Origin of the sequence: Sphingobium sp. BS19 (assembly GCF_027925545.1) — a bacterium.
In the GTDB taxonomy this organism is placed as follows: Bacteria; Pseudomonadota; Alphaproteobacteria; order Sphingomonadales; family Sphingomonadaceae; genus Sphingobium.
Genome location: NZ_BSEF01000005.1, coordinates 53470 through 79025, shown reverse-complemented (window position 1 = coordinate 79025; position 25556 = coordinate 53470). Strand labels below are relative to the sequence as shown.

General features: G+C 63.1%; 28 protein-coding genes. 15 read left to right on the top strand and 13 right to left on the bottom strand.

The window, feature by feature from the left end; all coding sequences use genetic code 11:
- Nucleotides 1-7 precede the first annotated feature (7 nt).
- From kdpB to QMG56_RS06455, 3 genes are all read right to left on the bottom strand, one after another.
- On the bottom strand, nucleotides 8-2017 hold the full coding sequence (gene kdpB / locus QMG56_RS06465; RefSeq protein WP_281821765.1) for a potassium-transporting ATPase subunit KdpB: 2010 nt from the start codon (nucleotides 2015-2017) through the stop codon (nucleotides 8-10).
- Nucleotides 2017-2106: a K(+)-transporting ATPase subunit F gene (kdpF, locus tag QMG56_RS06460; protein ID WP_281821764.1), complete on the bottom strand. Its 90-nt coding sequence runs from the start codon at nucleotides 2104-2106 to the stop codon at nucleotides 2017-2019. The genes kdpB and kdpF overlap by 1 nt, the downstream gene beginning before the upstream one ends.
- A 143-nt stretch (nucleotides 2107-2249) precedes the next feature.
- Complete coding sequence (locus QMG56_RS06455) at nucleotides 2250-2732, bottom strand: TspO/MBR family protein (protein ID WP_230188739.1); 483 nt, start codon at nucleotides 2730-2732, stop codon at nucleotides 2250-2252.
- Between the two features lie 51 nt (nucleotides 2733-2783).
- On the opposite strand from QMG56_RS06455, the gene bchI reads away from it, so the two are divergent.
- The 4 genes from bchI to QMG56_RS06435 are packed head-to-tail and all read left to right on the top strand — an operon-like array spanning nucleotide 2784 to nucleotide 6508.
- Complete coding sequence (gene bchI / locus QMG56_RS06450; protein ID WP_281821763.1) at nucleotides 2784-3794, top strand: magnesium chelatase ATPase subunit I; 1011 nt, start codon at nucleotides 2784-2786, stop codon at nucleotides 3792-3794.
- Nucleotides 3791-5476, top strand: coding sequence for a magnesium chelatase subunit D (locus tag QMG56_RS06445; RefSeq protein ID WP_281821762.1), 1686 nt, complete (start codon nucleotides 3791-3793; stop codon nucleotides 5474-5476). Before bchI ends, QMG56_RS06445 begins: the two co-directional genes overlap by 4 nt.
- The gene (gene bchO / locus QMG56_RS06440) at nucleotides 5473-6357 is read left to right on the top strand and encodes an alpha/beta fold hydrolase BchO (RefSeq protein ID WP_281821761.1); all 885 of its coding nucleotides are present in this window, start codon (nucleotides 5473-5475) and stop codon (nucleotides 6355-6357) included. The genes QMG56_RS06445 and bchO overlap by 4 nt, the downstream gene beginning before the upstream one ends.
- A gap of 13 nt (nucleotides 6358-6370) precedes the next feature.
- Entirely contained in the window at nucleotides 6371-6508 is a 138-nt protein-coding gene (locus QMG56_RS06435) for a hypothetical protein (protein WP_281821760.1), read from the top strand.
- Between the two features lie 72 nt (nucleotides 6509-6580).
- Here QMG56_RS06435 and QMG56_RS23350 read toward each other — a convergent pair whose 3' ends face one another.
- From QMG56_RS23350 to crtD, 3 genes are read right to left on the bottom strand one after another with little or no spacing between them, the layout of a single operon-like run.
- Nucleotides 6581-6934, bottom strand: a complete 354-nt coding sequence (locus tag QMG56_RS23350; protein ID WP_309298545.1) for a hypothetical protein — start codon at nucleotides 6932-6934, stop codon at nucleotides 6581-6583.
- Entirely contained in the window at nucleotides 6931-7512 is a 582-nt protein-coding gene (locus tag QMG56_RS23345) for a hypothetical protein (protein ID WP_309298544.1), read from the bottom strand. The genes QMG56_RS23350 and QMG56_RS23345 overlap by 4 nt, the downstream gene beginning before the upstream one ends.
- The gene (gene crtD, locus QMG56_RS06425; RefSeq protein ID WP_281821759.1) at nucleotides 7413-8975 is read right to left on the bottom strand and encodes a 1-hydroxycarotenoid 3,4-desaturase CrtD; all 1563 of its coding nucleotides are present in this window, start codon (nucleotides 8973-8975) and stop codon (nucleotides 7413-7415) included. Before crtD ends, QMG56_RS23345 begins: the two co-directional genes overlap by 100 nt.
- A gap of 63 nt (nucleotides 8976-9038) precedes the next feature.
- On the opposite strand from crtD, the gene QMG56_RS06420 reads away from it, so the two are divergent.
- The 11 genes from QMG56_RS06420 (at nucleotide 9039) to QMG56_RS06370 (ending at nucleotide 20181) form a co-directional block, all read left to right on the top strand.
- Nucleotides 9039-10142 carry a methyltransferase gene (locus tag QMG56_RS06420; protein ID WP_281821758.1) on the top strand — a complete coding sequence of 368 codons (1104 nt, stop codon included), beginning with the start codon at nucleotides 9039-9041 and terminating at the stop codon, nucleotides 10140-10142.
- 102 nt (nucleotides 10143-10244) lie between these two features.
- Nucleotides 10245-11171: a chlorophyll synthesis pathway protein BchC gene (bchC, locus tag QMG56_RS06415; protein WP_281821757.1), complete on the top strand. Its 927-nt coding sequence runs from the start codon at nucleotides 10245-10247 to the stop codon at nucleotides 11169-11171.
- On the top strand, nucleotides 11168-12151 hold the full coding sequence (locus QMG56_RS06410; RefSeq protein WP_230188748.1) for a chlorophyllide a reductase iron protein subunit X: 984 nt from the start codon (nucleotides 11168-11170) through the stop codon (nucleotides 12149-12151). The genes bchC and QMG56_RS06410 overlap by 4 nt, the downstream gene beginning before the upstream one ends.
- Nucleotides 12148-13668, top strand: a complete 1521-nt coding sequence (gene bchY, locus QMG56_RS06405; RefSeq protein ID WP_281821756.1) for a chlorophyllide a reductase subunit Y — start codon at nucleotides 12148-12150, stop codon at nucleotides 13666-13668. Before QMG56_RS06410 ends, bchY begins: the two co-directional genes overlap by 4 nt.
- A 127-nt stretch (nucleotides 13669-13795) precedes the next feature.
- Nucleotides 13796-15241 (top strand): chlorophyllide a reductase subunit Z, encoded by a 1446-nt coding sequence (gene bchZ / locus QMG56_RS06400; protein ID WP_281821755.1) that lies wholly within the window; start codon nucleotides 13796-13798, stop codon nucleotides 15239-15241.
- Nucleotides 15242-15383: 142 nt separating this feature from the next.
- Nucleotides 15384-15617: a light-harvesting antenna LH1, beta subunit gene (gene pufB / locus QMG56_RS06395; RefSeq protein WP_230188751.1), complete on the top strand. Its 234-nt coding sequence runs from the start codon at nucleotides 15384-15386 to the stop codon at nucleotides 15615-15617.
- A gap of 12 nt (nucleotides 15618-15629) precedes the next feature.
- Nucleotides 15630-15812, top strand: a complete 183-nt coding sequence (gene pufA / locus QMG56_RS06390) for a light-harvesting antenna LH1, alpha subunit (RefSeq protein WP_127691325.1) — start codon at nucleotides 15630-15632, stop codon at nucleotides 15810-15812.
- 113 nt (nucleotides 15813-15925) lie between these two features.
- On the top strand, nucleotides 15926-16762 hold the full coding sequence (gene pufL, locus QMG56_RS06385) for a photosynthetic reaction center subunit L (protein ID WP_230188752.1): 837 nt from the start codon (nucleotides 15926-15928) through the stop codon (nucleotides 16760-16762).
- A 14-nt stretch (nucleotides 16763-16776) separates the two neighbouring features.
- Nucleotides 16777-17751: a photosynthetic reaction center subunit M gene (gene pufM / locus QMG56_RS06380; protein WP_230188753.1), complete on the top strand. Its 975-nt coding sequence runs from the start codon at nucleotides 16777-16779 to the stop codon at nucleotides 17749-17751.
- On the top strand, nucleotides 17748-18869 hold the full coding sequence (gene pufC / locus QMG56_RS06375; RefSeq protein WP_281821753.1) for a photosynthetic reaction center cytochrome PufC: 1122 nt from the start codon (nucleotides 17748-17750) through the stop codon (nucleotides 18867-18869). Before pufM ends, pufC begins: the two co-directional genes overlap by 4 nt.
- A gap of 46 nt (nucleotides 18870-18915) precedes the next feature.
- Nucleotides 18916-20181: a DUF3422 family protein gene (locus QMG56_RS06370; protein ID WP_281821751.1), complete on the top strand. Its 1266-nt coding sequence runs from the start codon at nucleotides 18916-18918 to the stop codon at nucleotides 20179-20181.
- Nucleotides 20182-20249: 68 nt separating this feature from the next.
- Here QMG56_RS06370 and hemA read toward each other — a convergent pair whose 3' ends face one another.
- From hemA to puhA, 7 genes are read right to left on the bottom strand one after another with little or no spacing between them, the layout of a single operon-like run.
- Complete coding sequence (gene hemA / locus QMG56_RS06365; RefSeq protein WP_230188756.1) at nucleotides 20250-21470, bottom strand: 5-aminolevulinate synthase; 1221 nt, start codon at nucleotides 21468-21470, stop codon at nucleotides 20250-20252.
- A gap of 19 nt (nucleotides 21471-21489) precedes the next feature.
- The gene (gene puhE / locus QMG56_RS06360) at nucleotides 21490-22293 is read right to left on the bottom strand and encodes a putative photosynthetic complex assembly protein PuhE (protein WP_281821749.1); all 804 of its coding nucleotides are present in this window, start codon (nucleotides 22291-22293) and stop codon (nucleotides 21490-21492) included.
- Nucleotides 22290-23351 (bottom strand): magnesium-protoporphyrin IX monomethyl ester (oxidative) cyclase, encoded by a 1062-nt coding sequence (gene acsF, locus QMG56_RS06355; RefSeq protein WP_281821748.1) that lies wholly within the window; start codon nucleotides 23349-23351, stop codon nucleotides 22290-22292. Before acsF ends, puhE begins: the two co-directional genes overlap by 4 nt.
- On the bottom strand, nucleotides 23348-23641 hold the full coding sequence (locus QMG56_RS06350; RefSeq protein WP_375713649.1) for a hypothetical protein: 294 nt from the start codon (nucleotides 23639-23641) through the stop codon (nucleotides 23348-23350). The genes acsF and QMG56_RS06350 overlap by 4 nt, the downstream gene beginning before the upstream one ends.
- The gene (gene puhC / locus QMG56_RS06345; protein WP_230188760.1) at nucleotides 23641-24126 is read right to left on the bottom strand and encodes a photosynthetic complex assembly protein PuhC; all 486 of its coding nucleotides are present in this window, start codon (nucleotides 24124-24126) and stop codon (nucleotides 23641-23643) included. The genes QMG56_RS06350 and puhC overlap by 1 nt, the downstream gene beginning before the upstream one ends.
- Entirely contained in the window at nucleotides 24123-24773 is a 651-nt protein-coding gene (gene puhB, locus QMG56_RS06340) for a photosynthetic complex putative assembly protein PuhB (RefSeq protein ID WP_281821746.1), read from the bottom strand. Before puhB ends, puhC begins: the two co-directional genes overlap by 4 nt.
- Nucleotides 24770-25546, bottom strand: a complete 777-nt coding sequence (puhA, locus tag QMG56_RS06335; protein ID WP_281821745.1) for a photosynthetic reaction center subunit H — start codon at nucleotides 25544-25546, stop codon at nucleotides 24770-24772. Before puhA ends, puhB begins: the two co-directional genes overlap by 4 nt.
- Nucleotides 25547-25556 lie beyond the last annotated feature (10 nt).

The following is a 25556-nucleotide window of genomic DNA, read 5'->3' as shown; positions in this document are numbered from 1 at the left end:
TTCCCGCTCAGGCCAGGCCGAGGCCGGCAACCGCGAGGTCGATGAGCTTGATGCCGATAAAAGGTGCGATCACGCCGCCCGCGCCGTAGATGCCCAGATTGTGCAGTAACTGACTGGCTGCAGGCATGGGGCGATACGTCACGCCCTTGAGCGCCAGCGGCACCAAAAGCGGAATGATCAGCGCATTGAAGATGATCGCCGACAGGATTGCGCTCGACGGACTGGCCAGCCCCATCAGGTTGAGCACACCCAACGAGGGGTAGAGCACGACGAAGATCGCTGGGAGGATCGCGAAATATTTGGCGATATCGTTGGCTATCGAAAAGGTCGTGAGCGCTCCGCGGGTCATGAGCAATTGCTTTCCGATGCCCACGACTTCGATCAACTTGGTCGGATCGCTGTCCAGATCCACCATATTCCCAGCCTCACGGGCAGCCTGTGTACCGGTATTCATGGCGACACCCACATCGGACTGCGCCAGCGCTGGCGCATCGTTGGTGCCGTCGCCGCACATGGCGACCAGCTTGCCTTCCGCCTGCTCCTTGCGGATATAAGCCAGCTTGTCCTCCGGCGTCGCTTCCGCCAGGAAATCGTCGACCCCTGCTTCCGCTGCGATGGCGGCGGCTGTCAGTGGATTGTCGCCCGTGATCATGACAGTGCGGATGCCCATGCGACGCAGCTCGCCGAAGCGTTCGCGGATTCCCGCCTTGATCACATCCTTTAGATGCACCGCACCCAGCAAACGGTGATTCTCCATGACCGCCAACGGCGTGCCGCCCGCCTGCGCGATGCGATCGGTGATCTTCCTGAGCGCGCGCACGACATCCTCGGGAAAATCGCCCAGCTTGAGTACCGCATCCACTGCGCCCTTCCGAATGCTCCGTCCCGGCATGTCGATCCCGCTCACCCGCGTCTGCGCGGTGAAGGCCACAGCTACTGCATCGGCCGGAAGGGGTCCGCCCTGACCTGCCAGCGTCACGATCGATCGACCTTCGGGCGTCGTGTCGGAAAGGCTGGAAAGCCGCGCCGCAGCGATCAGGTCTGCCTCGGCTACGCCGGGCAATGGTACAAACTCGCTTGCCTGCCGGTCGCCGATGGTAATCGTGCCGGTCTTGTCGAGGAGCAATGTGCCGATATCGCCTGCCGCCTCGACTGCCCGACCCGATTTGGCCAGCACGTTGAAACGGATCAACCGGTCCATGCCCGCTATGCCGATTGCGGACAGCAGCCCCGATATAGTGGTGGGGATCAACGCCACGAACAGTGCGATCAGCACAGGCACAGAGATCACGCCACCAGCATAAAGCGCAAAGGCCGGCAGCGTCCCCACCGCCACGAGAAAGATCAGCGTCAGCCCGGTGAGCAAGATCGTCAACGCAATCTCGTTGGGCGTCTTTTGACGGCTTGCGCCCTCCACAAGAGCGATCATTCGGTCCAGAAAGCCGCTGCCGGGTTCAGCCGTCACCCGCACGCGGATTTCATCCGACAGGACCGTCGTACCGGCGGTGACGGCGGAGCGATCTCCGCCTGCCTCCCGGATGACGGGCGCACTTTCTCCCGTGATTGCGGCTTCGTTCACGGACGCAACCCCGGCAATGACTTCGCCGTCTGCGGGGATCTGCTTTCCCTGCGTCACCAGCACCACATCGTCACGGCGTAATTGTGCGGCCGGAACCTCTTCGATCGCGCCATTCTTGCCGACGCGCAACGCGACGAGGTGATCTTTGGTCGCGCGCAAGCTTTGTGCCTGCGCCTTGCCGCGTCCCTCCGCCAACGCCTCGGCGAAATTGCCGAACAGCACCGTAAGCCACAGCCAGAATATCAATTGCGCTTCAAATGCCCAATCGCCCGTACCTGCGATGATGTGCCGCAGCAGAATAACGGTCGCCACCATCGCTACGGCCGCCGTGGTGAACATCACTGGATTGCGCACCAGCGTCCGGGGATCGAGCTTGATAAATGCATCGCGCATCGCAGGAAGCACCAGCGCGCGCTCGAATAGCGAAGTGCTCGCCATCAGAAACACTCCGGCCTGATCAGCACGGCAGTCAGATAGCCCAGCAGGCCCAACGCTACCAGACCGGCAAGGGCAAAGTCGAACGTCATCACAGACTCCTTTTTGTCGGAGCCTAAGATGGACGCGGCTTACATGAATTATCGACTGGGGTTTGTGCCTCCAGCCATGAAAATAGCATAAAAACCGATGCTCGCGACCGGCACGCCTATTGGGAGCCGGGCATAAGGACGGATCACGCCTTTGCGCCCCCGAACGGCGCGTTCAGTCTCACGATGGTCCAGTTCAGCCAGCTCGCGAAGCTGACCCACAAGAGATATGGGACGTTCATCAACGCTGCCGAATGGGAAATCGGCCAGAGTCCAATGACCAGCGCTGCTACAGAAACCCATAGAAACACCACTTCGACCAATGCCCAGTCCGGGCGCCGCTTGTTGAAAAACAGCGGGCTCCAAAGCGCGTGAAAGACGGCGTTCGTTGCAAAGAGGATGATGATCGACCGGCGCGCTTCGGGCGCGTTGGTGGCTTCCCATGCAATAGACGCCGACCACCCCGCCAAGCCCAAAATGACTGTCCATGCCGGACCGAACAGCCAGTCAGGCGGTTGCAGCTTTGGCTTGCGCAGATTGCGATACCACGGGCCTATGGTTGTCGCGAGACCGCCGAACGCTAATAGGAGGATCGCCGCGCCTAACGAGACGACAAGAGAGTTTGACAATTTATGTCCTGACCGGCTTGTGGAGTGTCCAGTGCATGTTACACCTTGTGCATGAAACTGTCTTTCCCCTTTTCCGCTATCGTCGGCCAGGACGAAATGAAACTCGCGTTGCTGATCGCGGCTATCGATGCGCGAATAGGTGGTGTGATGGTCTTTGGGGACCGTGGCACGGGGAAGTCGACCGCAGTGCGCGCGCTTGCGGGGCTGCTGCCGCCGGTACCCGTTGTGGATGGATGCCGGTACAATTGTGCGCCCGGTGGCAGCGCGACATGCCCCGCGCCCGAAGCGCATCGCCCCGGCAAGGCGACGATGCCGGTGCCGTTCGTGGACCTGCCGCTGGGCGCTACCGAGGATCGTGTGGTTGGCGCGCTCGATCTGGAGCGGGCGCTGGGGCATGGCGAGAAGGCGTTCGAACCGGGATTGCTGGCGCGGGCCAATCGCGGCTTTCTGTATATCGATGAAGTCAATTTGCTGGAGGATCATATCGTCGATCTGCTCCTAGATGTAGCGGCGTCGGGGGAGAATGTCGTGGAGCGCGAGGGGCTGAGCGTGCGCCATGCGGCGCGGTTCGTGCTGGTGGGGAGCGGCAATCCGGAGGAAGGCGAATTGCGGCCGCAATTGCTCGACCGCTTCGGCCTGTCGGTCGAGGTGCGCACGCCGCAGGATCTGGCGCAGCGGATCGAGATACTCAAACGCTGCGATGCGTTCGAGCGAGAGCCGGAGCGCTTCGTCGATGGCTGGCACAAGGCGGAGCGCAAGACGCTCAAGAAGATCGCGCGTGGGCGGGAGGCGCTGCCTTCGGTGACGGTGCCGGACGCGGTGCTGTCGCTGGCATCGCAACTGTGCATCGCGGTGGGGGCCGATGGCTTGCGCGGGGAACTGACGTTGATGCGGTCGAGCCGTGCGCTGGCGGCGCTGGACGGGGACGATGTCGTTGGCCCGAAGCATCTGGCGCGGGTTGCGCCGATGGCGTTGCGGCATCGCCTGCGCCGCAACGTGCTGGATGAGACGGGATCGACGGTGCGGATCGAGCGGGCGGTGGCGGAGCTGCTGGCGGCATGAGCGAAGCGGGTGCGCTCGATGATGCCTATCTCGCGGTGCGGTTGCTGGCCATTGACCCGGTGGGGCTGGGTGGCATCATTCTTCGCGGAGGAGGAGAGGCGCGGGATGCTGTCCTTGATGTTCTGCGCGGTTCCATGCCCGAAGGATCGCCGGAGCGGCGGTTGCCGACGCATATCGACGATGAGCGGTTGCTCGGCGGGCTGGACCTGACGGCGACGCTGGCGACGGGGCGGACAGTCTCGCGCGCTGGGGTGCTGGTGGAGGCCGATGGCGGGCTGGTCCTGGTGCCGATGGCGGAGCGGATGGCGGACGGGATTGCTTCGCGGATCGCAGCGGTGCTGGACAATGGAGCGGTCGAGGGGGCGGCGGCGCAGTTTGCTCTGGTCCTGCTGGACGATGGCATCGAAGCCGACGAACGACCGCCGGTGGGACTGGCGGAGCGGTTGGCGTTTCATGTCAAACTTCTCGAAGGTCGCGCGTATGATCCTACACCGCTCCCCGATCCAACATTTCCAACAGAGGTCGCGCCGCCGTCCGAATCGGTGTTGTCGGCGCTGGTCGGCACGGCGGAAGCACTGGGGATCGAGTCGGCGCGCGCGCCTATCTTCGCGCTTAGAGCGGCGCGGGCTTCCGCGATGCTGGCGGGGCGCGATACCATCACTGAGGACGACGTTATTATTGCCGCGCGGCTGGTGCTGGGGCCGCGCGCGATGCGCTTTCCACAAGCCGCGCCAGAGGAACAGCCCGCCGAGGAACCGCCTCCGCCGCCGCCGACTGATGCAGAGGGTGCGGGCGAGGAGCAGAAAGAGCCGGGGCCGATGGAGGATGTCGTGCTGGAGGCTGTGCTGGCGAGTCTTCCCAAGGATGTGCTGGCGAAGATCGCGGCGGGGGGCGGGCGGCGCACTGCCGTCAATCGTGCGCGGGGGGCAGGGGAGCGGCGCCGCTCTTCGCAACGGGGACGACCTTTGGGAGCAAGGGCCGGGACACCGGGCGGCGGGCTACGGCTGAGCCTGATCGATACGTTACGTGCGGCTGCGCCGTGGCAGAAATTGCGCGGCGGAGGTGTCGGGCAAGTGCGTATCCGGCGCGACGACTTGCGCATCCGGCGCTTTGAAACACGGGCGGAAGCGACAACGATCTTTGCGGTGGACGCGTCGGGTTCGTCCGCTGTGGCGCGACTGGCGGAAGCCAAGGGCGCTGTCGAACTGCTGCTGGCCGAAGCCTATGTGAAGCGCGCACAAGTGGCGCTGGTTGCGTTTCGCGGGACGGGCGCCGAGATATTGCTGGCTCCGACGCGGTCGCTGGCACGGGCGCGGCGGTCGCTGGGGGATTTGCCGGGCGGCGGCGGGACGCCGCTGGCGGCGGGGCTGACGGCGGCGCACGATCTGGCACAGGCGACAAAGGCGCGCGGACGCACGCCGTTTATCGTCGTGCTGACCGATGGTCGCGCCAATATTGCCGCCGATGGCAGCATGGTTCGGGAGGTTGCGCAGAACGATGCCGAAGCCGCCGCGCGGATCATCGGCCAGTCGGGGTTCGCCAGCGCCTTTGTCGATATTTCGCCGCGTCCCCGATCCGAAGGGGCCGAGCTGGCGGCGTTGATGGGGGCGCGTTACTTGCCGCTTCCCCGCGCCGACGCTGCCAAGATGCACGCGGCGGTCGTGGCGGCGCAAAAGGGATGAGCGCCCCCCGCTGGGATGTGGAAGGGCGCGACTGGCCGAACCGTGCGCATAGCCGCTTTGTCGAAGTCGGTCGCATCCGCTGGCATGTGCAGGTGATGGGCGAGGGGCCGGTTGTGCTCCTGCTGCACGGCACAGGCGCGGCGACGCATAGCTGGCGCGATGTTGCACCCCGGCTGGCGCAGCATTTTACTGTCGTAGCCCCCGATCTGCCCGGGCATGGCTTTACCAGCGGACGACCGCCCGGTGGGCTTTCGATGGCGTCGATGGCGCGGGCAGTCGCGGAGTTGATCGCAGCGCTGGATATGTCGCCAAGCCTGATCGTCGGTCATTCGGCGGGGGCTGCGATAGCTTTGCGCATGGTCGGCGATGGGCTTGCAACACCTTCTGCACTGATCGGCTTAAATGCTGCCGTCCTGCCGTTTCCCGGTCTTGCTGCGCGGATATTCCCGACGCTGGCGAAGTTGCTGTTCGTCAATCCGTTTGCGCCGACGATCTTCTCGCGCATTGCCCGGACGCCCGGCGAAGTCGCGCGCTTCCTGCCGCGTGCTACGGGATCGCGGATCGATGTGGCGGGGGTGGATTTTTACGCGAGGCTGTTTGCCATGTCCGGCCATTGTTCGGGGGCGATCACGATGATGGCGGAATGGGATTTGCCGTCGCTCAAGGCGCTGTTGCCGACAGTGTCTGTGCCGGTCCTGTTGCTGCATGGCGCGAAGGATGCTGCTATTCCTCCGCGTGATGCAGAGGTTGCGGCGAAGCTGATGCCGGATGCGGAGGTGCGCTTGCTGCCCGATCATGGTCATCTGGCGCATGAGGAGCAGCCGGAGATGGTGGCGGCGCTGATCGCCGATTTTGCGAGGATGCGCGGCCTGTTTGCCTAAGAGGAGAGGTGCGATGAACCCGGATTATTATGGTCTGATCGAACTGTCTTTCGTCGGTGGGATCGGGCTGGCTTTTGGGCTTTGGCAATTATGGTCGGTCAATCGGGACATCGCCAAGGATCGGGCGAAGAAGGATGATGAGGGGCGTTGATTCTGTTCCCCGGCGCACGCCGGGGCCCAGTCCTGCGCTCCGAACTGGACCCCGGCCTGCGCCGGGGAACACTCACCAGAACGCGCGGGGCATCCTGTAGGGCAGCATCGACTGGATGATCGGCGAGCGGAAGCGGTCGAGGGAGAGGCTTTCATGGACTGCCTGCACATCTTCCCCGAACATTCGCGCCGATAGGGCCGAGCGCGCGTAGAAGGGCGCGTCGATCCATGTTTTGACGACGCGGGGGTCGGTCCCCGCATCGGCGCGGGTGGCGCGTTTCACCAGCCAGCCGGTGCGCGGCAGGGCTGCGGTCGGCGGGGGGGTGACGTCGTGCCAGCGGCCTTGCTTGTCGAACTTCAGCGCCAGATCGAACGGGGTTCCATCGCGGCGGGTGCCTTCATAGAGCACGGCGACGTCCTTCTTCATGTGCGCGCGTGACCAGTGCCAGTCGACGAAGCCATCCTCCAGCGGTTCGTCGCCGAAATGGAATCGAAATAGCCGTCGCCCGACCAGCGCACGCCGGGGTGCACCATGTCGACCTCTACCCGTGCGCGCGGCGCGACAGGGTGCCAGCGATGTCGTCCGGCTGGATCGAGGGAGAAGGCGGTCGTGCCGATCATTTCGGGCGAGACGCGAATCTGTCCGCGCACGGGATACGGCAATGGCGCGGAAATTTCGTTCACGTCGATGACCAGCGTGTCGCCATCCCAGCGCAGGGAACTCGGCCCGACTACCAAATGATCGGCACCACGGTTCACGCGATGGGCGGGGCGCTCGGTCATGGCCCAGCGTCCGCTGCCCGGTCCGTTCAGCGCGACATTGATGGCGCAGTGATTGTCGGGGCGTCCACGCCCGCTCAGCTTGTAATAAGGCGAAAAAACGCTGCCGATGAAGGCGATGATGGTCAGGCCGAAGCGGCGGTCTTCGCTGAAGGCGTCGATATACCACCAGGCATAGCCGTTTGGCGCGACGGCGACGTCGAAGCGCGGTCCCTGAGCAGGCATTCGACGGCTTGGAACGCGGAGAGCGCCGCCATCGGGACGCCCGCGCCGGGGTGGGTGCTCCCGCCCGCGCAATAGAGCCCAGGGATCCGTGTCCGCGCGCCCGGCCGGCGGAAGGATGCCGCCCACCCGTGCGAGGCCGGTCCATAAAGGGCTCCACCCGTCGAGGGAAACATTGCCTCGAAATCCGCCGGGGTGGAGAGCTGTGTCGAACCCGGCGGCAAGTCCAGGATAAGCCCCGCGCGGGACAGGCTGGCCTGCATCTGCTGTGTGCATGTGTCGATCTCCGCTGGCGTGAGGCGTTGGCTGTCCCCGGTGGGTGGGGCGTTGACGATGATCTGGACGCGCTCGCGCCCGTCGGTGGTGGCGATGTGGCCTGCGTCGTCGCGATCCTGCGCGCAGACATAGACGCTGGGGCTTTGGGCGAGCGTGCCGGATGAGAGCGCAGCGAACTCGGCGGGGTAATCGTTTGAGAAGAAGACATTGTGGCGGCTGAGGGGGAAGCCTTCGGCCCTTGCGCGGGCGGTCCAGACCAGTGCGCCGAGCGAGCGGCGGGCGGGTGGCACGGCGGGGACGGCCTTGCGCACGGCGGGGCCGAAGCGGCCTGCGGCGAGGGCGGCGGGATCGGCGTTGCAGATGACCGCGTGCGCGGCGATATGTTCGCCCGTTGCCAGAATGACGCCAGAGGCGCGGCCGCGCTCCGTCAGGATTTCGCGTACGGGCGCGTTGTATCGGAAGCGTGCGCCATTGTTCTGCGCCAGTTCCTCCAACGCGCGGGCGAGGGCGTGCATCCCGCCGTCGATCAGCCACACGCCGCTGGCCTCTACATGGGCGATCAGCATCAGCGTGGCGGGGCAACGGAAGGGGGAGGAGCCGCAATAGGTGGCGTAGCGCCCGAATAATTGCCGCAGCCGGGGATCGCGGAAGTGGTCGCCCAGCGCGGACCATAAGCTTTCATAGGGACGGATCGCGCAAAGATCGGCAAAGCCGCGCAGGCCCATCCGCCATGTCAGGCCCAGCGGGTTAGTCTGTCCGCGGCGGAGGAAGGGTTTGTCGAGGGTTTCGAAGATGCGTTTGGCCTCGGCGCGGAAGGCGCGATAGCCCTGCGCTTCGCGCGCGCCGGCGAATGCGCCGATGGCCGCTTCGCTTTCCGTGGGGTCAGCGAAGAGGTCGAGCCGGTCATTGCCCCATGCGTGTCGGGCGAGAACATGGGCGGGGCGCATGGTGACTGCATTCTCGAGTGCGCCGCCGCAGGCTGCGAAGATTTCGTCGAAAACATGGCGCATGGTGAATACGGTCGGGCCGCCGTCGATGGCTTCTCCGTCGACCATCATGCGGCGCATTTTGCCACCCGGTTCGGCGGCGGCCTCCAGCACCATGACGTTCTGCCCGCGCGCGGCGAGCAATGCGGCGGTCACCAGACCGCCCACGCCTGCGCCTATCACTATGATCGGATCGTTCTTCATGGCCTTACACTATCACCTGTCCAATCAACTGGACACACCAAATGATCGCATTAGGGTGACAAAATGACATTGCGCGAAAAATGGATCGGTTGGCGGAACGGCATATTGGGCGATCCGGGGTTTCAGCGCTTTGCGGCGCGGTTCCCGTTGATGCGACCCGTGGCCCGCAGGCGGGCGCGGGGGCTGTTCGATCTGGTGGCCGGGTTCACTTATTCGCAGACGTTGGCGGCGTGCATCCAGACGGGTGTGCTGGATTTGCTGGCATCAGGGCCATGTGCGACTCGCGATGTTGCGGCGAAGGCGGATCTGCCGGCGGAGGGGGCGGATAGGCTGTTGCGCGCGGCGACGGCCTTGCGTCTTGTGGAGCGACTGGGGCCGGATCGTTGGGCGCTGGGGGCCGATGGCGCGGCGCTGCGTGGCAATGGCGGCATCGCTGAAATGGTGGCGCATCATCACTTGCTCTATGCCGATCTGGCGGATCCGGTGGCTTTGTTGCGGCGGGGCGGTGGCGGCGGTGCGCTGGCCCGATACTGGCATTATGCCGAGGATGCGGGGAAGGGCGACGGGGCGCAGGTCGCGCCCTACTCCGCGCTGATGGCGGCATCGCAACCGCTAATCGCGCAGCAGGTTATCGACGCCTATCCCTTTCACGAGCATAAGAAAATTCTGGATGTCGGCGGCGGGGAAGGGGCGTTTCTGTGCGCTGTGGCGGGTAGTGCCCCACGTGCCGAGCTGTCGCTGTTCGATCTGCCTGCTGTGGGGGAGCGGGCAAGGGCGCGGTTCGACTCGGCGGGCTATGGCAATCGCACGACGATCTTTGAGGGCAGTTTTCTGGTCGATGCTCTGCCGCAAGGGCATGATCTGATTACGCTGATCCGCGTGCTGCACGACCATGACGATGCCCCCGCCATGACGATCCTGCGCGCGATCTATGCGGCGCTGCCACCGGGTGGCAAGCTGCTGATCTCTGAGCCGATGGCCGAGACGCCGGGCGCGGAACCGGCGGGTGACGCCTATTTCGGCCTATATCTGCTGGCGATGGGATCGGGACGACCGCGTAGCCCAACCGAGATCAGGCACATGCTGAGAGCCGCAGGTTTTCGCCGCTCCCGGCTCATCAAAACCGCCATGCCGCTGACCACCCGAATTATCCTTGCGACAAGATGAACAAAACTATCAAGCAAAGTTGACAATAAAAAGCGTCAAGTTAAGATGACACTTCAAGGAGAGGGGTCCATCCGACACCTCTGACACAAGAGGGAAGAGCGCATGAATACGCTCGCGGTCATATTGGAGGCGCCTGAGAAACTCGGCTTGCGCTCCATTGCCCTTAACCCTCTGGGCGACAGCGATGTTCAGGTCGCGATCGAGTGGAGCGGGATCAGCACCGGCACCGAAAAGCTGCTGTGGACGGGACGGATGCCGTCCTTCCCCGGCATGGGCTATCCGCTGGTTCCCGGTTACGAATCGATTGGCCGCGTCGTTGACGCCGGTATCCATGCACGGGCGCGGATCGGCGATTGGGTCTTCGTTCCCGGTGCCAATTGTTACCGCGATGCGCGTGGGCTGTTCGGCGGGACGGCGCGGACCGTGAACCTTCCCGCCGCGCGTGCCATTCCAGTCGATGAAGGACTGGGACGTGACGGGATATTGATGGCGCTGGCGGCCACGGCCTGTCACGCATTCGTCGGCGGTGCTGCGCCCGATCTGGTGATCGGTCACGGCATATTGGGTCGGCTTATCACGCGCATCGCCATCGCATCGGGCGCGCCTGCGCCGACCGTTTGGGAAACGAACCGGGATCGCCGCGACGGCTTGGGCTATGACGCCATCGACCCCGAAGCCGATACGCGCCGGGATTATCGCACCATCTATGATGCGAGCGGCGCACCCGATATTCTCGACACGGCGGTGGGTCGCCTGACCAAAGGCGGGGAAGTCGTGCTGGCCGGGTTTTACGACCGGCTGTCTTTTGCCTTTCCTCCGGCTTTCATGCGGGAAGCGCGCTTTCGCATTTCCGCCGAATTTACCCCTGACGACATCGCCACCGTGATGGCGCTGATCGCCAGCGGAACGCTCCGTCTGGACGGACTCATCAGCCATGAACGCGATGCGGGGGAGGCAGAGGACGCCTATCCGGCGGCGTTCGGCGATCCCGACTGCCTCAAGATGGTACTCGACTGGAGACATCAATGACCATGCTCGATTACGACAGCCTGCGCCATGAGGCGAACGAGGAGCCTGATCCCGTTCACAGCGGCCCGGTGACCAAGGAAACGCAGATCATTGCGATCTACGGCAAGGGTGGGTCGGGCAAATCCTTCGCGCTGTCGAACCTGAGCTACATGATGGCGCAACAGGGCAAGCGGGTGCTCCTGATCGGGTGCGATCCCAAGTCGGACACCACAAGCCTGCTGTTCGGCGGCAAGAGTTGCCCCACCATCATCGAGACCAGCGCGGCGAAGAAACTGGCAGGCGAAGAAGTCAGCATCGAGGATGTCTGCTTTCAGCGTGACGGCGTGTTCGCGATGGAACTTGGCGGGCCTGAAGTCGGGCGCGGCTGCGGTGGGCGTGGGATTATCCACGGCTTTGAATTGCTCGAAAAGCTGGGCTTCCATGAATGGGGCTTCGACTATGTCCTGCTCGACTTCCTGGGCGATGTGGTCTGCGGCGGTTTCGGCCTGCCGATTGCGCGCGACATGTGCCAGAAAGTGATCGTCGTCGGATCGAACGACCTGCAGTCGCTCTATGTCGCCAATAACGTCTGCAAGGCAGTCGAATATTTCCGCAAGATGGGCGGCAATGTCGGCGTGGCGGGCATGATCATCAACAAGGATGACGGCACCGGGGAGGCATCGGCTTTTGCCAAGGCGGTCGGAATCCCGACGCTCTGCGCGATCCCCGCGAATGAGGATATTCGGCGCAAGTCGGCCAATTATCAGATTATCGGCGTGCCGGGGGGCGAGTGGGCCTCCTTGTTCGAGGATTTGGCCATCAACGTCGCCGAAGCGCCACCAGTTCGCCCGACGCCGCTGGATCAGGATGGGTTGCTGGGGCTGTTTAGTCCGGACCAAACGGGTGGCGATGTTACCCTGCGTCCTGCATCGCAAGCGGACATGCGCGGGGCAGCCTATCTGCCCAAAGTCTCCCTCGAAGTCGTGTACGACACCGTATGAGCGAGGTCGCGCCTTTGGCCCCGCGCACACCCGACCGGCTCGATCTGGGCGCGGAAGGGGGATGCAGCAGCACGTCTACCATGGACGAGGCGGCGCGCGCGGCGGGCAAGACTGAAATCCTTGACCGCTATGCTGCCGATTATCCCAAGGGGCCGCATGACCAGCCGCAGTCGATGTGCCCGGCGTTCGGCTCTTTACGCGTCGGCTTAAGGATGCGGCGCACGGCGACGATCCTCTCCGGATCGGCCTGTTGCGTTTATGGCCTGACGTTCACCTCGCATTTCTATGGCGCGCGGCGGACGGTGGGTTATGTGCCGTTCAATTCCGAAACGCTCGTCACCGGCAAGCTGTTCGAGGATATTCGTGACGCGGTGTATCAGATTGCCGATCCGGCGCTGTACGACACGGTGATCGTCACCAATCTGTGCGTACCGACCGCATCAGGCGTACCGCTGCAATTGCTGCCGGACGAGATCGACGGCGTCCGCATCATCGGCATCGACGTGCCGGGTTTCGGTGTGCCGACCCATGCCGAAGCCAAGGATGTGCTGGCGGGCGCGATGCTCAATTATGCGCGCAAGGAAGCCGAGCAAGGCCCGGTCGCTGCGCCGAAGGAGCGATCGGATCGCCCATCGGTGACGTTGCTGGGTGAGATGTTCCCCGCCGACCCGCCGGGTATCGGCTTAATGCTGGAACCGCTGGGTTTGTCCGCCGGGCCGGTCGTGCCGACCCGCGAATGGCGGGAGCTGTATTCGGCGCTCGATTGCGCAGTCGTGGCGGCGATCCATCCTTTCTACACCGCCAGCGTCCGTGAATTTGAAGCGGCCGGTCGTTCGGTGGTTGGTTCGGCACCTGTGGGGCGCGACGGGACCGCCGCGTGGCTCGACGCCATCGGTGCGGCGTGCGGGATTGCGCAGGACAAGATCGACGCATCGAAGAACCGCTTCCTCCCCGCCATTGCAGGCGCGCTCGCCGCCAAGCCGATCAAGGGCCGGATTACCGTTTCGGGCTATGAAGGTTCCGAACTGCTGGTCGCGCGGTTGTTGATCGAAAGCGGGGCGGATGTGCCTTATGTGGGCACCGCCTGTCCGCGCACGCGCTGGTCCGATCCGGATCGTGAGTGGCTGGAGGCGAAGGGCGTGCGGGTTCAGTATCGCGCCAGTCTGGAGCAGGATATTGCGGCGGTTTCGGAGTTCGGCCCCGATCTTGCGATTGGCACTACCCCGGTCGTGCAGCACGCCAAGCAGCGGTCGATCCCTGCGCTCTATTTCACCAACCTGATTTCCGCGCGGCCTTTGATGGGGCCGGCGGGGGCGGGAAGTCTGGCGATGGTGGTCAATGCTGCGCTCGCCAATCAGGGGCGCTTCGACAAGATGACGGCGTTCTTCGAAGGCGTAGGTGCCGGTCCGACGGCGGGCGTCTGGGAAGACACGCCAAAGGACCGCCCCGAGTTCAAAGCCAAGTTCGCCGCCAAGCGCATCGCCGCTGCCAAGGCTGAGGAGGCCATCGGGGTATGACAAACATATCCACTTCCTTCTCCTCGTCTCCGCGTCTCCGCGCGAACCCATTGTGTTGTTCGCGCGGAGACGCGGAGACGCGGAGAGAAGAAAGAGGATGTGCCGCTGGCGCGGAGGGGGGCGGGCTATGACGCTGGTTCTCGATCATGACCGTGCGGGTGGTTATTGGGGCGCGGTCTATGCGTTCACCGCGATCAAGGGATTGCAGGTGATTATCGACGGGCCGGTCGGGTGCGAAAACCTGCCGGTGACATCGGTGCTGCATTATACCGATGGCCTGCCGCCGCATGAATTGCCGATTGTCGTTACGGGCCTTGGCGAGCAGGAATTGGGCCGCGATGGCACCGAAGGGGCGATGCGGCGAGCGTGGGAAACGCTGGACCGTGATTTGCCCGCTGTGGTCGTTACCGGTTCGATTGCCGAGATGATCGGCGGCGGCGTGACGCCGGAAGGCACCAATATCCAGCGCTTCCTGCCGCGCACAATCGACGAGGATCAGTGGCAGGCGGGCGACCGCGCGCTGACATGGCTGTGGACGCAGTTCGGGCCGAAAAAAGCACCTGCGCCGCGTCCGTTGCGCGAAGGCGAAAAGCCGACCGTCAATATCATCGGCCCGATGTACGGTACGTTCAACATGCCCTCCGATCTTGCTGAAATCCGGCGGCTGATCGAAGGCATCGGCGCGAATGTCGGGATGGTCTTTCCGCTGGGCAGCCATCTGGCCGACGTCAAGAATTTGGCGAAGGCGCAAGTCAACGTCTGCATGTATCGCGAATTTGGTCGTGGTTTGTGCGAAGCGTTGGAGCGGCCTTTCCTGCAGGCACCCATCGGGCTGGAATCGACCACGCTGTTCCTGCGCAAGCTGGGTGAGTTGACGGGCCTCGATCCAGAGCCGTTCATCGAGCGGGAAAAGCATACCACGATCAAGCCGCTTTGGGACTTGTGGCGCTCGGTCACGCAGGATTTCTTCGGCACGGCGAGCTTCGGCATCGTCGCCACGGAAACATACAGCCGTGGCATCCGCAAATTCCTGGAAGACGATATGGGCCTGCCCTGCAACTTCGCTTTCCAGCGCAATGCAGGCGTGAAGCCGGACAATGCGGCGGTGAAGGAAGCCATCGCTACCAACCCGCCGCTGCTGGTGTTCGGCAGCTTCAACGAGCGGATGTATATGGCGGAAACCGGCGCGCGTGGCGTCTACATCCCCGCTTCGTTCCCCGGTGCGATCATCCGCCGCCATACCGGCACGCCCTTCATGGGCTATGCCGGTGCGACCTATCTTGTGCAGGAAGTGTGCAACGCGCTCTTCGATGCGCTTTTCCACATCATCCCGCTCGCCAGCCAGTTGGACAAGGCAGAGCCGACCCCGGCTCGGCTCCAGTCCGAATTGCTCTGGGACGACGATGCCAAGTCGCAACTGGACGTCGTCGTCGAGCGTGAGCCGGTCCTCGTCCGCATTTCCGCCGCCAAGCGTATTCGCGATGCCGCCGAACGTGGCGCACGGCGTGCCGGCGAGGTCTCCGTCAGTGCGCAGCGGCTTGCCAGCGCCATAACCGAAAGCCGGACCGCATGACCGTCCGCACCGCCATTCCCGCTGAGTCCCCGCCGGGGATGTGTGGGCCAACCGATCTTCGCGGCGGTCGTCGCTGCGTAGATGCCGCCGGGAAGCGTCGTTTCAACGCTTCCGCACACGTCGGGCAGAATGGAGACGAAACATGAGCGACAATAGAGACGATAGATTGGGGCCGGGCACATACCTGACCCCGGAAGAGGCGAAGGAGTTCCACAAGATCTTCATCACCAGCTTCATTATCTTCACGATAGTGGCGGTGATTGCGCACTTCCTCGCATGGAGCTGGCGGCCCTGGCTGCCCGGTCCCGAAGGCTATGCGATGGTCGATCACGGTGTAGCCGTGGCGAGCAACGCCATCACATCCCTCTTGGCATAAGGAGACCATCTCATGTGGAGATTATGGATGATCTTCGACCCGCGCAGGACGCTTACCGCCCTCGCGATTTTCCTGTTCGTGCTGGCACTGTTGATTCACTTCATCCTGCTCAGCACCGACCGGTTCAACTGGCTCGACGGTCCTGCAAAGGCACCGGCGGCGATGGAGGCTCCTGCAGCACCTCCGGCAACCTGACGGGCGCCTTTGCTGCAATTGCGAGTGGGCGAGGGCGGGCTAGGTCGACCTCGTCCACTTGAACAGAACTACTCAAACGACCCGTCGAGAGTGTCGCGGGGGGAGAGATCGCAATGGCGTTGCTTAGCTTCGAACGGAAATACCGAGTCAGGGGTGGCACGCTCATCGGCGGCGACCTGTTCGACTATTGGGTAGGTCCATTTTACGTCGGGTTCTTTGGCGTCACCACCGCGATCTTCGCGAGTTTGGGGACGGCATTGATTTTTTACGCGGCCTCGCTGGGGCCGACGTGGAACCCGTGGCTCATCAGCATCGCACCCCCTGACATCAGCTATGGCCTTGGCCTCGCGCCCTTACGCGAAGGCGGGTTCTGGCAGATCATTACGATGTGCGCGGTCGGGGCGTTTACGTCCTGGGCCTTGCGCGAAGCGGAAATCTGCCGAAAGCTGGGCATCGGCTATCATGTGCCGATTGCCTTTGGCGTCGCGATTTTCGCTTATGTGTCGCTCGTGGTGATCCGCCCGTGGATGCTGGGCGCATGGGGATTCGGCTTTCCCTATGGCATTTTCAGCCATCTGGACTGGGTATCGAACACCGGATACCAGTATCTGCACTTCCATTATAACCCGGCGCACATGCTGGCGGTGAGTTTCTTCTTCACCACCACCTTCGCGCTGGCGCTGCATGGCGGGCTGGTCCTGTCGGCAGTCAATCCCGATCCCAAGGGTCCGGGTAATGGCGAAGTGAAGTCGCCGGAATATGAAGACACCTTCTTCCGCGACACCATCGGCTATTCGGTCGGCACCTTAGGCATTCATCGCCTGGGCCTGTTCCTCGCGCTGTCGGCAGGCTTCTGGAGCGCGATCTGCATCATCATCAGCGGCCCGTTATGGGCGCGCGGCTGGCCTGAATGGTGGACCTGGTGGCTCAACTTGCCGATCTGGTCTTGAGGAGAGCGAAGAACATGGCACGCTATCAAAATATCTTCACTCAGGTTCAGCTTCGCGCTGCACCCGAAATGGGCCCCGCGCTTCCCCCTGGCAGCTTCGATCGCATCGGAAAGGGGTTCTTCAATTACTGGATGGGCAAGTTCGGTAATGCGCAGATCGGGCCGATTTATCTCGGCACTCTGGGCATGGCTTCGCTGGTCTGCGGCTTCCTCGCGTTCGAGATCATCGGCCTCAACATGTGGGCGTCGGTCAACTGGGACCCGGTGCAGTTCGCCCGTCAGCTTTTCTGGCTCGCGCTGGAACCGCCTGCACCCAAATATGGCTTCCAGCTCTTCGTGCCACTGGCCGAAGGGGGATGGTGGCAGATGGCCGGCTTCTTCATGACGACGTCGGTGCTGCTGTGGGCGGCGCGGACCTATCGCCGTGCCAGGGAGCTGGGCATGGGCACGCACATATTCTGGGCGTTCATGAGCGCCATCTGGTTGATGGTCGTGCTGGGTTTCCTGCGGCCGATGCTGATGGGAAGCTGGGCAGAGGCAGTGCCTTTCGGCATCTTCCCGCACCTTGACTGGACCGCGGCCTTTTCGATCCGCTACGGCAATCTCTTCTACAATCCCTTCCACTGCCTCTCCATCGCGTTCCTCTACGGTTCGACGCTGCTGTTCGCGATGCACGGTGCGACGATCCTTGCGGTCGGTCGTTACGGCGGGGAGCGTGAGATCGAACAGATCACCGATCGCGGTACGGCATCCGAACGCGCGGCTTTGTTCTGGCGCTGGACCATGGGGTTCAACGCGACGATGGAATCGATCCATCGCTGGGCCTGGTGGTTTGCCGTCCTCACCCCGCTGACCGGCGGCATCGGCATCCTGCTGACCGGCACTGTTGTCGATAACTGGTATCTCTGGGCGATCCAGCATGGCTATGCCCCCAGCTACCCCGGCACCGGAACCATCGATCCTGCCACTCTGCCGGGAGCGCCCCAATGAGCACATATGCAAAGACCGTCACTTTCGGTGTGACGCTGGGTTCGCTGGTTCTGCTGACAGGCTGTGAACTGGGGCCCAAAACGGTGTCACAAGTCGGTTATCGCGGCGCAGGCCTTAATCAGATCAACGATCCCGATCATATGGCAAAGGCTGCCGCCATTCCCGCTGCGCCTTATGCGGTGCCGGAAGATACCGGACCGCTGGCCTCCGAGTCCTATCAGAATGTTCAGGTTCTGGGTGGGGTGAGTGCCGAACGGTTCAATCATCTGATGGCAGCGATCACCCAATGGGTCGCGCCGCCGGCGCAAGGGTGCAATTACTGCCACAACCCCGAGAATTTGGCGTCCGACGAGAAATATACGAAGATCGTCGCGCGCAAGATGATTCAGATGACCTGGAACATCAACACGAAATACGCCAGCCATGTGAAGCAGACGGGCGTGACATGCTATACCTGTCACGCAGGCAATGCGGTGCCGCAATATAAGTGGACGGATGCGGTGGCTTCACCCAATCCCGGACGTATTCGGGGCGCGAAGTTCGGACAGAATGCGCCCGATCCCAATGTCGGATACGCATCGCTGCCGTCGCAGGGCTTCACGGACTACTTCCAGAACGCCAATCAGATCCGGGTCGCGTCAAGCAGCGCCTATCCCTCTAAGAACCATGTCGTGTCGATCAAGGCGGCAGAGAGCAGCTACGGCCTGATGATGCACCTCAGTTCCTCCTTGGGGGTAAACTGCACCTACTGCCATAACTCGCAGTCGTTCCGATCCTGGTCGCTCAGCCGGGCGCAGCGCGCCACGGCCTATTATGGCATCCGCATGGTGCGTGATACCAACGACCAATATATTTCCTCGCTGCAGTCGGTATTCCCGGCCTATCGCAAGGGACCGTTGGGCGATCCGTACAAAGTCAACTGCATGACCTGCCATCAGGGTCTTTCCAAGCCGCTGGGCGGGAAGAGCATGATTGCGGACAATCCCGTGCTGAAAGGGCCGCCGATAGCACAAGCTGCGGTCGTCCCTGCTGAAGGCGGGCCGAATGCGGATGAAACCGTGCCGGACGCTTTCAACAAGCCGGCGGCGATGACGGATACGACCAAGGCAACGCAGTGACGCCACTGGGTTGATACAATTAACATAGCAAAAGGAGGCTTCTGGCGTGGATAATCTGACAGCCAGAAGCCACCCGTTGCGGGCATCGCTTTCCGAAGAAATGCATGTCCGTCGCCTGCCGCGCATGTCGGCGCCATGCCGGTTGCTGCAGGTTGTCACGGTGCTGGGCGAGACGGCGGCCAGCGAAGCGCGGGCGCATATCGAACCGATTGCCCTCAAACGCGGCATGAACCTGCCCCCCCACGCCAAATATGCCGTCATCGATCTGGGCAGCATGACACTGGTTTGGGAACGGCATACCGAATTTGCCAGCTACACGCTTATTCTCCATGGGCCGTTCGGTGAGCCGTTCGCAACCGACACGTTCGATCCGCTGTCGTCCGAGATATTCGCGAATATGCCCGGCGAGGTCATCCGGGCGACACAGATCGCTCTCTATCCCCTTGGTACGCCGGTTCCAGACAGAGCAACGCGCGACGAGTGGTTCGACGATGAAGCCCTGATCCTGTGTGAAATATTGCAGGGCAAGGCGCTGATGATGTCGGACTTCCGCCTGCACGCCGATGGGTTCGGGCGCCTGCTCGTCATAGATCAGGGGCTGGCGCGGGATGAAGCGGCGCAATTGATGGCGCGCCTTCAGGAACTGGGCAATTACCGCAACATGGCCTTGCTGGGCCTGCCGCTGGCGCAGCGGCTCAGCCCAGATGTCTCGCGGCTGGAGCGGCGGTTGGCAGCGCTGACCCATGCGGTGTCCGAGCGCGTGTCTCGGGACGATCAGTTGCTGGACGAACTGACGTTCCTGTCGGCCGAGCTTGCGCGCCTGATCGCGGAAACGCGCTATCGTATGAGCGCGACGCGGGCCTATTCCCAGATCAGTACGGAAAGACTGCATAGCCTGAGTGTTGGCGCGATGACGGGGTATCAGACGTTGGCGGACTTTACCGAGCGACGGTTGATGCCGGCGGTGCGGACCTGTATTTCCTTCTCCGACCGGCTGGACGACCTGTCGCAACGGGCGGCGTGGACGAGCGCATTGCTGCGCACGCGGATCGATACGGCATTGGCCATGCAAAACCGCGATCTCCTAACCTCGATGAACAAACGCACCCAATTGCAATTGCGCCTGCAACAAACCGTCGAAGGACTGTCGGTGGTGGCGATCAGCTACTATCTGGTGGCGCTACTGGGATATGTGTTCGGGCTTATCCCCGGCGTGCACCATGACATCGCAATGGGGGCGTCCGTGCCGGTGGTGCTGCTGGTCGTGTGGCTGCTCGTGCGGCGGTTGCGACGGCATTTCATCGAAGACTGATCGGCGGCAAAAGAAAAGGCCCGCTTCCCTGATATGGGAAGCTGGCCTTTGCATGTGGGACGCTGCCGTCAGGCGGCCATGGCGCGCCGCGCGAGTTCGCAATGCGACCAGATTTCCGAAAGTGCGCTGACCAGACGGTCGACGTCGCCATCGGTGTGCACGGGTGAAGGCGTCAGGCGCAGGCGCTCGGTGCCGACAGGGACGGTCGGATAGTTGATCGGCTGTACGTAGATGCCATGATTTTCCAGCAGCCAGTCGCTGATCATTTTGCACTTGTGCGCGTCGCCCACCATCACCGGGATGATGTGGCTGGGGTTGTCGATCGTAGGGATGCCGATGGCGTCGAGACGGCGGCGCACCTGCGCCACGCGTTCCTTGTGCGCTTCGCGTTCGGCAGTGCTGTCCTTCAGGTGCCGGATGCTGGCGCAGGCACCGGCGGCCAGCGCCGGGGGGAGGGCAGTGGTGAAGATGAAGCCGCTGGCGAAGCTGCGGACGAAGTCGACTACCGCGGCCGACCCGGCGATATAGCCGCCCATCACGCCATAGGCCTTGCCCAGCGTGCCTTCGATCACGGTGATGCGGTCCATCAGCCCTTCACGTTCGGCAATGCCGCCGCCGCGCGGACCATAGAGGCCGACCGCATGGACTTCGTCGATGTAGCTCATCGCGCCATGCTTTTCGCAGACGTCGAGGATTTCGGCGATGGGGGCGATGTCGCCGTCCATCGAATAAACGCTCTCGAAGGCGACCAGCTTGGGGCGGGCCGGGTCCATTGCCGACAGGCGACGGTCTAGATCCACCGGATCATTGTGAGTGAAGCGGTGGCATTCGGCGCGGCTGTGGCGGATGCCTTCGATCATCGAAGCGTGGTTCAGCGCATCGGACAGGACGATGCAGCCGGGAATCCGCGCAGCCAATGTGCCAAGCGCTGCCCAGTTCGATACATAGCCGGAAGTGAACAGGAGCGCCGCTTCCTTGTTGTGCAGATCGGCCAGTTCATGTTCGAGCTGCACATGGGCGTGGGTCGTGCCGGAAATGTTGCGCGTGCCCCCTGCGCCTGCGCCGCATTTGTCGAGCGTCGCGTGCATCGCGTCCAGCACCTTGGGATGCTGGCCCATGCCCAGATAATCGTTCGAGCACCACACGGTTACGTCGCTGACTGCGCCTTCGTTGTGATGATGCGCCTGCGGAAAGGCCCCGGCCTTGCGCTCCAGCTCCGCGAAAATGCGGTAGCGTCCATCCCCCTTGAGCGTATCGAGCTCGCCGGTGAAAAATGCTTCGAAATCCATGTGCATGCCCTCCGATAGTCTAGTCTGTTATAGCGGTCTTCGCCGCGGTTGTTGCAGTCGTCCTGGAAGACGGAGCCTCCGAAGAAGCCCACGTCCAAAGTTTCGCGTCGCGCAGTGGCAGCACGAGAAACAGATGCTCTATGATGCCCAGCGCTGCAAGACCGAAAAGCAAGGTGGCGGTGACTGCTGCCTCGCCGCCGAACGGCGCGTTTTCCGCAGCAATCCATGCCCATGCGGCAATGGCGCCGGTGCCGATCAGCGAGAAGGGATAGAGTGCGTTCATCCTGCGCTTGCGGAAATAGCTTTTGAGGTAGGCGAGATGCGCGGGGAACACTTCGTCCGACAGGTTCGGCACGCCCAGGAACAGGTTGAACTTGGCACTGAGGCGCAGCAGGAACAGCAGCAGGAAAGTGAGCGGCGCGGACTGGTTCGATTGGCCCCAGGTTATTGCGAACAGTGCCAAGGCCGTCAACGCCAGCGCGATTTCATGGTGCATTACCGTGGCGGCGGCCATGCGGAAGCGCGGCCAGCCTGTCACGCCTTCGGGGAGTGGATCGCGGCGCGATCCGGCGACGAAGCCCATCAGAAACCCCATTTCGTGCCATCCCCAGATCAGGATGGCCGCACCAAAGCCGACATAGGCGCCATGCGCGTCCTGCTCTCCGGCGGTGAACCACACCACCACCGCCGCTGCCAGCGCCACCAGTCCGGACAGGCGGAAGCTGGTGGCGAAGGTGTGTTGCGGGCGGCTGTCCAGCCACACGACCGCCGCCGTGCCGATGAACCACATCAGGAGGGCGAAGAAGAGCGGGGCTATGCTCACCAGACGGGCGCGAGGCGCACATCGGCGGGCGCTTCGTTGGCGACGACTGGGGTGAGGTAGAGGTTGAGGAAAGCGACGGCCACTTGCGCGGTCAGGGCTGCGCGTTTGATGCCGCCAATGATGCCACCCTGCGCCTTTGCATCGTCAATCTTCGCGGCAAGGATGCGCATCCGTTCCAACCCCCGGCGGAAGCGTGGACCTTCATTGTCTACCACCACCGGGAAAACCTGCCGCGTGATTTCGGACGTCAGCGAGAAGACCTTATGGTCATATTCGGTCGGATCGACACCCAGCGCCTTGTGGAAGGCGGGGCGGTTGTGATCGCGGACGTACATGGTGGCGTATACGGCGACGAGGAAGAAGCGGATCCACAGCTTGTTGACGCCGCTTAGCAGCTTGGGATCGGTGCGCAGCAGGATCGCAAAGGCTTCGCCATGGCGGAACTCGTCATTGCACCATTCTTCGAACCAGTTGAAGATCGGGTGGAAGCGCAGCTCCGGATGGCGGGCGAGGTGGCGGTAGATCGTGATGTACCGCGCATAGCCAATCTTCTCCGACAGATAGGTCGCGTAGAAAATGAACTTGGGCCGGAAATAGGTGTATTTCTTGGTCTTGGTCAGGAAGCCCAGATCGATGCCGATGCCGGAGTCCTTCAGCGTATCGTTGATGAAGCCGGCGTGGCGGCTTTCATCGCGGCTCATCAGCCGGAAAAGCTGTTTGATGTCGGGGTTCTTCGCACGGCGAGCGATTTCTGCATAAAGGATGCAGCCTGAAAATTCCGACGTCATGGAGCTGACGAGGAAGTCGACAAATTCCTGCCGCACGCCATCGGGCAGGCTCTCGATCACACCGTCGAATGCCTGCGTCCGCTTGAAGTGCAGCTTGTTGGGATCGGCGGCCATTTCCGCGATCAGCTTGTCCCACTCGGCGCGGACCGGCGATACGTCGATGCGGTCGATGGCATCGAAATCGGTGGTGTAGAAACGCGGGGCGAGGATCGTGTCCTGCTGGGCGATTTCCATCGCTTCGGCGGCCGCGATGGGGGTGATGGCGTTCATGAGATCCTCCGCGAAGTGAAGCTGACTTCATACAGTTCGGACAGTTCGAAATGCCCCGATACTTTGGTCCACAGCCGTTCGATCAGGCTGGCGCGTTCGACCGTGGCGATGCGGTCGAACACGCGCCGCTCGCCAAAACCGACGCTGATGGGTTCGCCATGGACGCGCACCTTGTCGCCCGGATGCATGGCTATGCCGTCCGCCAACTCCACATGCGCGTGCAGATGCGCGTCGCTATGTTCGACTTCGATGCGACAGGCGGTGTCGAAGCTGGAGCGGCGGAAGGCCATCACTGCGTCTTGCCTGCGTTGGCGAGCAGGATGAGGAAGGCGGCGCGATTGTCGGTGCCGAATGCGGTCATTTCGGTCGTGCGCTTGGTCACGGTGTCGGTCAGCGACAACTGACCGTCTTTCCACAGTGTCAGCGTGAATGGCGGCGTGGAGCCAATGCCGCGCATCATCCGGTCGCGGGCCAATCCGCGCATGACCGCACGGACGAAGCCGGTCTTCATGCCCGGCTCTATGACATAAGCCGTCGCGCCGGTGTCGCTGTCCTGAATGACGACCGCACCGTCTTTCCGGTCGATGAAGCGAATGTTGCGGGTCTGGACCGGAGCGATATGTTCGGCTGTCCGCAGTGCGACGGGCGAAGCGACCGGGGGAATGTGGAAAACGCGGACGGCGGTCGTCGCGGTAAGGGCAAAGGCGACGAGCGCGCCTGCGATCATCAGCGTGCCGCGGGGCAGCATCCCTTCATGGCTGTGGGTGGCGCTCATGCGGCTGCTGCCTCTCCATAATGGGGGATCGATGCGGTGGGCGCTTCCACGGTTGCCATTGCGCCGCCGGGATTAGCCGAAAGGCAGGTGCGGGCGATCAATGCTGCGACATTGGTGGCGTCGGGAATGGCGCGCAGCATCGGTTGCGGCGTGGAGATCTTCCACGGACGGGCGTGGGGCCACAGGGCTGCGTAACCCAACCGCTGTGCACTGGTGAGGGTGAGTGGCAAGTCGCCCGAACCGTCGGCCCGGACGTTCAAATCCACGCGCCCGACCTGACCCAGCGGCAGATTGATGCACTTGGGCAGGGCCATGCCGATGCGCATTACCACGCGGCGATTGGTCAGCGTGTACATCGTCGTGCGGGCCGTTCCCCATGCCAGCAGATGCAATAAGCCGACACCTGCAATCCCCACGACGATCGTCGTTGCGACGCCCATGAAGTGCGTCGGTGAAGCGGTTGTGGCGCGGATAGCCTCGACCAAGGCGACCACCGTGAGGACGCCGAAATATCCGGCGATCAGGCGCGTATGGAACGCCGTGCGGGCCAGGATGCGCCAGTCGGGTGCGCCCTGCCACACGATATGTTCGCCCGCTGGCAGATTGCCGGGAAGGCCGGGGATCGGCTCATTCTCATATTCGCTCACAGCAGTGGCTCCTGACGTTCGCGGGTGGCGTAGAGATAGCCACCACCGAAATAGGCCTGGACGCGTTCCTCTTCGTAGAGGGTGATCGTGTCCGCTGCGTCGATAACGGGTGCGTCGGCGAACTGGCTGGCGAGGAGCGCGTCGATGGTGACGGTGCGCTGGCTCTTGTTGATCATGGCCATCATCATCGGGGCGAGGACATGCTTGCCTGCGATCCCGCCGACTTCGACTTCAAGGTAACGGATCAGGCGGTCGGCCTTGTCGATCCAGATGTCTTGGACCGTCCCGGCAAGCTGACCGTCGGCACCCAGTACGGCCATACCGCGCGGATCGGGATCGCCCTTTGCGATGGTGAAGCCGGGCGCGGCGCTGATGGGCACGATGCGGGCATGGCCTTCATAATCGACATCGGGGCGCTTGGCGCGGTCGGCCCATGCTGCCGGGCCGATGCCGTCGATCAGCGGGTTGCCGGTGGGGGCAATCGGTGCGCCGCCGAAGCGATCGGTGCGGTAAGCCTTGATATCGAGGGGATCGCGCTTGTTATTGGGGACCGTCACGGTGCCATGACCGAAGGGCATGCGGAACGTCTTGGGGCTGGCAGTCGAGAGGGGGCCGCCGGGGGTGTCGATGCGGCCCGACATTTCGTCCTCCAACGGATAGCCTTCGCGTCGGTCCTCCCGGCGGAGATAGAAGACGAGGCCAAGAAAGAAGAGGAAGAACGCATAGAGCGTCAGCGACGCTACATCGATTCCTTGGGTGATTTGCGGGTTCATGACCAGTTTC

What these genes read in the sequence shown, in the direction of transcription:
- bchO (WP_281821761.1), top strand. Translation starts at nt 5,473, where the DNA reads ATGAGCGCCCCCCGCTGGGATGTGGAAGGGCGCGACTGGCCGAACCGT.
- acsF (WP_281821748.1), bottom strand. Translation starts at nt 23,351, where the DNA reads ATGAACGCCATCACCCCCATCGCGGCCGCCGAAGCGATGGAAATCGCC.
- QMG56_RS06445 (WP_281821762.1), top strand. Translation starts at nt 3,791, where the DNA reads ATGAGCGAAGCGGGTGCGCTCGATGATGCCTATCTCGCGGTGCGGTTG.
- bchY (WP_281821756.1), top strand. Translation starts at nt 12,148, where the DNA reads ATGAGCGAGGTCGCGCCTTTGGCCCCGCGCACACCCGACCGGCTCGAT.
- pufA (WP_127691325.1), top strand. Translation starts at nt 15,630, where the DNA reads ATGTGGAGATTATGGATGATCTTCGACCCGCGCAGGACGCTTACCGCC.
- bchI (WP_281821763.1), top strand. Translation starts at nt 2,784, where the DNA reads ATGAAACTGTCTTTCCCCTTTTCCGCTATCGTCGGCCAGGACGAAATG.
- QMG56_RS06420 (WP_281821758.1), top strand. Translation starts at nt 9,039, where the DNA reads ATGACATTGCGCGAAAAATGGATCGGTTGGCGGAACGGCATATTGGGC.
- pufC (WP_281821753.1), top strand. Translation starts at nt 17,748, where the DNA reads ATGAGCACATATGCAAAGACCGTCACTTTCGGTGTGACGCTGGGTTCG.
- QMG56_RS06350 (WP_375713649.1), bottom strand. Translation starts at nt 23,641, where the DNA reads ATGGCCTTCCGCCGCTCCAGCTTCGACACCGCCTGTCGCATCGAAGTC.
- bchZ (WP_281821755.1), top strand. Translation starts at nt 13,796, where the DNA reads ATGACGCTGGTTCTCGATCATGACCGTGCGGGTGGTTATTGGGGCGCG.
- kdpF (WP_281821764.1), bottom strand. Translation starts at nt 2,106, where the DNA reads ATGACGTTCGACTTTGCCCTTGCCGGTCTGGTAGCGTTGGGCCTGCTG.
- QMG56_RS23345 (WP_309298544.1), bottom strand. Translation starts at nt 7,512, where the DNA reads ATGCCTGCTCAGGGACCGCGCTTCGACGTCGCCGTCGCGCCAAACGGC.
- QMG56_RS06435 (WP_281821760.1), top strand. Translation starts at nt 6,371, where the DNA reads ATGAACCCGGATTATTATGGTCTGATCGAACTGTCTTTCGTCGGTGGG.
- puhA (WP_281821745.1), bottom strand. Translation starts at nt 25,546, where the DNA reads ATGAACCCGCAAATCACCCAAGGAATCGATGTAGCGTCGCTGACGCTC.
- crtD (WP_281821759.1), bottom strand. Translation starts at nt 8,975, where the DNA reads ATGAAGAACGATCCGATCATAGTGATAGGCGCAGGCGTGGGCGGTCTG.
- puhC (WP_230188760.1), bottom strand. Translation starts at nt 24,126, where the DNA reads ATGAGCGCCACCCACAGCCATGAAGGGATGCTGCCCCGCGGCACGCTG.
- kdpB (WP_281821765.1), bottom strand. Translation starts at nt 2,017, where the DNA reads ATGGCGAGCACTTCGCTATTCGAGCGCGCGCTGGTGCTTCCTGCGATG.
- pufM (WP_230188753.1), top strand. Translation starts at nt 16,777, where the DNA reads ATGGCACGCTATCAAAATATCTTCACTCAGGTTCAGCTTCGCGCTGCA.
- pufL (WP_230188752.1), top strand. Translation starts at nt 15,926, where the DNA reads ATGGCGTTGCTTAGCTTCGAACGGAAATACCGAGTCAGGGGTGGCACG.
- hemA (WP_230188756.1), bottom strand. Translation starts at nt 21,470, where the DNA reads ATGGATTTCGAAGCATTTTTCACCGGCGAGCTCGATACGCTCAAGGGG.
- pufB (WP_230188751.1), top strand. Translation starts at nt 15,384, where the DNA reads ATGAGCGACAATAGAGACGATAGATTGGGGCCGGGCACATACCTGACC.
- bchC (WP_281821757.1), top strand. Translation starts at nt 10,245, where the DNA reads ATGAATACGCTCGCGGTCATATTGGAGGCGCCTGAGAAACTCGGCTTG.
- QMG56_RS23350 (WP_309298545.1), bottom strand. Translation starts at nt 6,934, where the DNA reads ATGAAGAAGGACGTCGCCGTGCTCTATGAAGGCACCCGCCGCGATGGA.
- QMG56_RS06410 (WP_230188748.1), top strand. Translation starts at nt 11,168, where the DNA reads ATGACCATGCTCGATTACGACAGCCTGCGCCATGAGGCGAACGAGGAG.